The organism is Metabacillus sp. YM-086 (assembly GCF_048059995.1).
GTDB lineage: Bacteria > Bacillota > Bacilli > Bacillales > Bacillaceae > Metabacillus > Metabacillus litoralis_B.
The window spans coordinates 23,721-29,720 of record NZ_JBLUOI010000062.1 but is presented as its reverse complement, the minus strand read 5'-3'; the positions used below and the strand labels follow the sequence as shown (position 1 = coordinate 29,720).

Below are 6,000 nucleotides of genomic sequence, written 5' to 3'. Positions count from 1 at the left end.
ACGGAAGAATACAATATTAATTAACATAATTTAAGGCCTCTTTTTCAAAGTGTCCTTGACATAGGGACCACTTTATTATGGATTGCGCTTTTTTATGAATAGAACAAATAAAAATGGTAGTCGTTTTTTTAGTTCCTTTTTATTAATTTATATTTCTAACTCGTCATTAGTTGAACCGTCCAACTTATAAAGCATAGATTTTTTCATTTTTTATTTTCCTATATCTTTTTTCAACACTCAAAGGTGTTCTTTCCATGACAATCGCTATATCTTTATACTTTTTACCTTTATTGCGTAATTTGATTAATTTAAAATCCTCATTGGTTGTCCAATGTTTATAACTTCTTATCCTCATTCCTTTTCCTCCTCCACAGGCTTTAATCATTATCAAAAGACATTCTTATAAAAAAGCCTGTTCTATTTTCATAGATACAAGCCTCTTCTAATCATAAATTTTTTATTCTTTATACTTTAAACCTGTTGATTAATTTTTGGAAATCCTCAGCTAAAGTTGATAATGAGTTTGCAGAAGCAGTTACCTCTTCCATTGAAGCGAGCTGTTCTTCTGCTGAAGCTGCTACATTTTGTGAATGCATGGAGGTTTCGTTAGAAATTTTTGTGATACCTGTAACTGTTGCAGAAACCTCTTGTGTGCTAGCAGAAATTTCTTGAGCTGTTGCAGCCATATCATTTATTTGTTCCGATAACTGTACCATATACTTATAAATTTCTTTGAAACTACCTTCTGTCTGTTTAACGATATTTAGCCCCTCTTGTACCTCAACTGACACCTTATCAATAGATTTGTTTGAAAGCACCATATCCTCTTGTATTTCTTTGATAAGGTTTGAAATTTGTGAGGAAGATATTTGGGATTGCTCAGCCAATTTTCTTACTTCATCTGCAACCACTGCAAATCCCTTCCCGTGCTCACCAGCTCTAGCTGCTTCAATTGCTGCATTTAATGCTAAAAGATTCGTTTGTTCTGCTATACCAGAAATGACTTTAGTAATCTCTCCAATTTCTTGGGATCTTTTATCTAATGTTTTGATAACCTCACCACTTTGTTTAACAGAACTACTAATTTCATTAATTTGTTTAACTGTGTTTTCTACAAATACTCCGCCTTCTTTTGCTTTTTCGGTCGCTTGAGATCCTACATCAGAAACAACTGAAGCATTTTCTGCAATAGATTGTACCCCAGTAGTTACTTCTTCAAGAGCTGTTGCACTCTCTTGAACACTGACAGTTGAATGTTCTGCACCGTTTGCAACTTGTTGGATAGATTCTGTAATGGTTTCAGTAGCTTTGCTAGTTTGCTCTGCACTTGCAGTTAATTCCTCTGCCGAAGAGGCTACTAGTTCAGAAGTTGAAATAACTTCATGCATCATTGATTTAAGATTAGTAGTCATTTTATTAAAACTAGTTGCCAAAGCACTTAACTCATCTCCTGATAGATCACGAATGTCAGATGTAAAATTACCCTCTCCTGCTAATTCAAGAGCAGCGGTCATCGTTGATAGTCTTTTTCTTAATCTTCTTGTAAAAATATATACTACAAGAATTGAAAGACCTACCATAACAGCTAATACTGTTAAAAATTTAACTAAGAACGAGTTAAGAATACTATTTATAATCTTTTCTGATGCACCAACATAAAGAATACCTATTACTTCTCCAGCTCCATTTTCAATTGGCCTATAAGCTGTTTGATATTTATTTCCTGCTACATCAGCCTCACCGTAAAAGCTCTTACCATTCTTTATAACTGCTTCAATAACCTCTGATGAAGCTTGAGTTCCAATTGCACGTTCTCCTTCTAACATTACATTTGTTGCAATTCTTGTATCACCTTGAAAAATTGTAACCGTATCCCCTGTATCTTCACCAATTTTATCAACAACTTCAAAATTATCATTCATCACTGTTGTTCCCTTGACTAACTGGTTATTCTTTATTTCCCAATCCCCTGGATACTTGTTATCAACATATCGGTAAGCTAAACTCAAATCTCCCTTTGCTTTTTCAACCGCAAACTCTTTTACACCTTCGGTAATTTCTCGATTCACCACAACTCCTATAACAGTAGATAAGATAAGAATAATACCTAACACAATTAGATTTATTTTTGTAGCTAATTTTAGTTGTAACTTCATTTTATTCACCTCATAATAATGAAATAATTACTTACTCATTCCAGTAATAAAGAACGATACTTTTTTCATCTCTCGTGAATTTATACTGAACTGGTTCAAATAAAAAATGCCATAAACAAAAAAGAGAGTCTTTTTTGTTTATGGCATTATAGTTATAAAGGCAGGGTCGCTACCATATAAACTTATACGCAAATATATATCAGACTAAATAGACAACAGGATCGCTATTGCTTTTAGTCTACAATAGTATGTTCTAAAGATAACTAATCATGAGGTGTTTTTGAATAGGAATTGGTTCCTATATCAAAATCTTAATTTCCATGTCTTCCTATATAAACACAACTATGATCAATTTTCCCCCTATAGAGTGTTTAATCTCCCTCATTCAACACCTTTGTCGCGCTTAACCTCCAATAAGTAATTATTTTTCATTTTTTCGTTCTAAAAGTATAGGTGCTATATTTAGTAAGATAGAGATAATTGTTAAAAACCATAATGCCTTTTCCATTGTAGGTACAACATCCAATAAAGCTGCCCAATCTTCAACTTTTACCCAATTAGATACAAGGCTATGTTCTGCACAGAGTGTTAATGCTGTAAATGATAATCCCATTGCCATCGCAAGTTTATAATCTTTTCCTGTTTTATACATATAAAGATTGATAAAAGTTGCCACTATAGAAATAAGTCCTAAAATTAACCACACAATATACCTCCATTATATTTTTATGTCTCAGTAAAACCCTTCTTCTTCAGGTAACGCATTTTACAAATAAATTTTCTTTTATTTCTCTTTTATAATAAATACATTTTGGTTTATCACTAAACACCAAAATCCCTTTTTTATTGATGTACTTTTTAAAGATTATGATTTAAGTTTTTTACCTTTTGTGCTTCTATAATGGAAAAAACTAGATTATAATCTCAATCTTCAAATCACTCATTCTTCTTTCACTATTATAGGTTAGTTGAAAATGTAAATATTTACTTTTCATCTAGAAAATGTTGATAGCTCTCCACATAATATGGTGATTTATCTTTTTCAAGAATGATAAAACCGTTTTCTTGATGAAAGTGATACTCATCTAGAAATGAGTCATTAACTTTATAATAGATTGTTAATCCAGAAACATTTTTATCCTTTTTAAACCTTTCAATACTTTTTAGAAAAAAGTCTGCTTCTGACACTTGTTTTTCGAAACCAATTATATAATATTCATTAGAATTAGCAGGTATTAAATCTTCAAATTCTTTTGGTACCTTAGATGTGGAACATCCCGATAATATTAGTACAATAATCAATGTTACAAATTGAAGAAGCTTCTTCATCAGATCCCTCTTTCTACCAATTATTTTAGTAAATTATGAAATCACAATTTTCACTAAAGAATTGTGCGTTTATTGCTGATCCCTTGGTGTGATTCAAAACTTTCTGATTCCAAGAGAGACTTATGGTTTGACACAATTGAAGAATTAGGATTTAACGATATTCATTACATACATTTAAAAGGCACATTTCAAAATGAAATGCACCTCACTTTTAAAGATCACTAATAACCGAACTTTAGAATCTTTCATAATCTCACTTTGATTGCTGAAGATTAATCTTTGACTAAGCACCCGTTACTTTAAGTACACTTTTCATATTCTTTATATTATGCTGTTCTAATTTCGATAAAACATAGTTTACGCTTATATTTAAAGTGCGTTTTATCTTTTTGTTAATATTCGGAAAATTATTATGAATTCTATTTATTTATATGCTTCATATTTAAGTTGTATCTGAGGGTTTTCTTTTAACAATAAGTCAATAAATTCAGATTCATTTTCTGGAGAAATTCTGATTAAATTGTATTTACCATAGTATATGTCTAACCTATCAATGGAGAGAGCAGGTGAGGTAAATATACTTTTTACTTTCCTTACTTTTCTTATCTCTTTTACATTTAATTTCCATTGAAATTGTCCACATTGAACTTTTAATAGATCATCCTCAATTTTATATCCCGTTCCAAACCATATCCAAATTAAAATTCCAATACTAATAATTCCAATTAAATAGTAAGCTATCTTAATAACAATTGGCTATGTATCAAAAACGATAAATACCGTTCCCCAAATTGCTATAAAATACAAAATGTCTCTTTTAGATTGAAAGAACATTCATACCACTCCTCCTCTCTTTAAAGAAGTATACGAACAAAATCGGGAAAGGTTTCATTTATACCCTTTACAATAAACTGAATCTTCTTGTGAAAATGCGATTCGCAATTGAAGTTAGTTGTTTTTAATTCTATCCAAAATTATAAAGTTCAATATAATCCTAAGCAGTATCCTTATTCAACAACAGCATTTTCATTGTTGAAGATCATTTCTATTCCTTCACTATTTCGAAATGCTAAATATCTTTCAAAACACATTATCATTTTTGTTTTCTAATTTTACCAGTCCATCCAAATAACTTACCTAAGAATTGGGTACCATTTATTTGAGGTGATTATTATGGATAAAGAAAGTCTCAATCTCACGTCTAGCGAAATAGGTACATTGTGGGGTCAATATATGAATGGGACTGCCGTTGACATCATAAATAAATATATGGTTTCGATTATTGAAGACAAAAAGATCAAATTATTATTTGAAGAAGCTATTAATACTTTTGCAAAACAGAAACAACAAATTACTATGTTTATTGAAAATGAAGGATTTCCAATTCCGATTGGATTTACTGACTCAGATCTTAATAAAGGAACTAAAAGACTATTCTCCGACATATTTTGTTTACACTATTTACATATAATAACTCTTCATGGTCTATTGGGTCATTCTACATCCCTTAGTTCTTCAGTGAGAAAGGATTTACGAAACTTTTATGATTCCTGTGATCATGATGGCAAAAAAATGTACCATCAAGTAACTGATTTATTACTTGAAAAAGGACATTTTCAAAAGGATTCTTACTTTTACCCAGAGACAAACCCTGTATTTATTTCAGGAGGACAATTTACAGATGGATACTTCGGTGACAAACGCCCTTTAGCTGCAACCGAAATGATTGCTCTTTCCCTTAACTTAAAAAAGAAAATATTAGAAAAATCTCTTTCGATAGGATTTAGTCAAGTAACGCAAGATAAAGACGTTAGAAAATTCCTAAAGAACACCCAAAAAGTTTCTGATAACCAGATCCAATCACTTGGAAAAATCCTTAATGGAGATAATTTACCTGTTCCGATGTCCTGGGAATCAGAAGTTACCACCTCGCAAGATCCTCCATTTTCGGATAAGTTGATGCTGTATCACATTGGTTTTTTATTGCAAGCTTCACAAAACTATCATGGTGCCGGTCTTGCATCAGCAATGAGATCTGATCTAGTAGTAAATTATGAAAAAATAATTTTAAAGAATTTAATGGTTACAAAAGATTGGTTTGATATTATGACAAAAAATAAGTGGCTAGAGCAGCCACCACTTGCTCCAAATCGAAAAGAAATAGCAAAAGATAAATAAGATTCTATAAAACTCATGTCAAAGAGCGAATTTTAATTTGTCCATATCAATGTAACTTATTAAGTATAATACTAAGGGAGGAACAGCTCCTGATATAATCTTTAGTAAATGGTGTTGAAACCATTGAAAAGCTACTTAATCACAGAAACTTTTTCTCCTTCAGGGCTATTACTCGTTCGAAGGGTAATACTTATTTATTAGCACTCCCTATGATATGGGACTTTTGAACACTTTAAAAACTGAGGCATTTAACTTAACGGGTTCTTTTGAGAAGTAGAAAGCATCAATTTCAACCAAATTAGTAAGCATATTTACACTATTTTTGGGTAGTCAATTT

7 protein-coding genes are annotated in these 6,000 nt (G+C 31.2%); 2 read left to right on the top strand and 5 right to left on the bottom strand.

Annotated elements, in window-relative coordinates:
* Positions 1 to 184: 184 nt before the first annotated feature.
* From ACEWK1_RS20970 to ACEWK1_RS20955, 4 genes are all read right to left on the bottom strand, one after another.
* Complete coding sequence (locus tag ACEWK1_RS20970) at positions 185 to 355, bottom strand: Myb-like DNA-binding domain-containing protein (RefSeq protein WP_212138318.1); 171 nt, start codon at positions 353 to 355, stop codon at positions 185 to 187.
* Between the two features lie 109 nt (positions 356 to 464).
* Positions 465 to 2,156 carry a methyl-accepting chemotaxis protein gene (locus ACEWK1_RS20965; RefSeq protein ID WP_212138319.1) on the bottom strand — a complete coding sequence of 564 codons (1,692 nt, stop codon included), beginning with the start codon at positions 2,154 to 2,156 and terminating at the stop codon, positions 465 to 467.
* A 421-nt stretch (positions 2,157 to 2,577) separates the two neighbouring features.
* Positions 2,578 to 2,862 carry a hypothetical protein gene (locus ACEWK1_RS20960; protein WP_212138320.1) on the bottom strand — a complete coding sequence of 95 codons (285 nt, stop codon included), beginning with the start codon at positions 2,860 to 2,862 and terminating at the stop codon, positions 2,578 to 2,580.
* 278 nt (positions 2,863 to 3,140) lie between these two features.
* The gene (locus ACEWK1_RS20955) at positions 3,141 to 3,485 is read right to left on the bottom strand and encodes a hypothetical protein (RefSeq protein ID WP_121662118.1); all 345 of its coding nucleotides are present in this window, start codon (positions 3,483 to 3,485) and stop codon (positions 3,141 to 3,143) included.
* A 63-nt stretch (positions 3,486 to 3,548) separates the two neighbouring features.
* Here ACEWK1_RS20955 and ACEWK1_RS20950 point away from each other — a divergent pair, with 63 nt between their 5' ends.
* Positions 3,549 to 3,710 carry a DUF6980 family protein gene (locus ACEWK1_RS20950; RefSeq protein WP_416636621.1) on the top strand — a complete coding sequence of 54 codons (162 nt, stop codon included), beginning with the start codon at positions 3,549 to 3,551 and terminating at the stop codon, positions 3,708 to 3,710.
* A 198-nt stretch (positions 3,711 to 3,908) separates the two neighbouring features.
* On the opposite strand, the gene ACEWK1_RS20945 is transcribed toward ACEWK1_RS20950, so the two are convergent.
* Entirely contained in the window at positions 3,909 to 4,154 is a 246-nt protein-coding gene (locus ACEWK1_RS20945; protein ID WP_416636622.1) for a PH domain-containing protein, read from the bottom strand.
* 504 nt (positions 4,155 to 4,658) lie between these two features.
* Here ACEWK1_RS20945 and ACEWK1_RS20940 point away from each other — a divergent pair.
* On the top strand, positions 4,659 to 5,663 hold the full coding sequence (locus tag ACEWK1_RS20940) for a DUF3231 family protein (protein ID WP_212138321.1): 1,005 nt from the start codon (positions 4,659 to 4,661) through the stop codon (positions 5,661 to 5,663).
* The last annotated feature ends 337 nt before the right edge of the window (positions 5,664 to 6,000 follow it).

Bases quoted from the DNA above. Each gene is read 5' to 3' on its own strand.
- ACEWK1_RS20970 (WP_212138318.1), bottom strand. From the start codon at position 355: ATGAGGATAAGAAGTTATAAACATTGGACAACCAATGAGGATTTTAAA.
- ACEWK1_RS20965 (WP_212138319.1), bottom strand. From the start codon at position 2,156: ATGAAGTTACAACTAAAATTAGCTACAAAAATAAATCTAATTGTGTTA.
- ACEWK1_RS20955 (WP_121662118.1), bottom strand. From the start codon at position 3,485: ATGAAGAAGCTTCTTCAATTTGTAACATTGATTATTGTACTAATATTA.
- ACEWK1_RS20940 (WP_212138321.1), top strand. From the start codon at position 4,659: ATGGATAAAGAAAGTCTCAATCTCACGTCTAGCGAAATAGGTACATTG.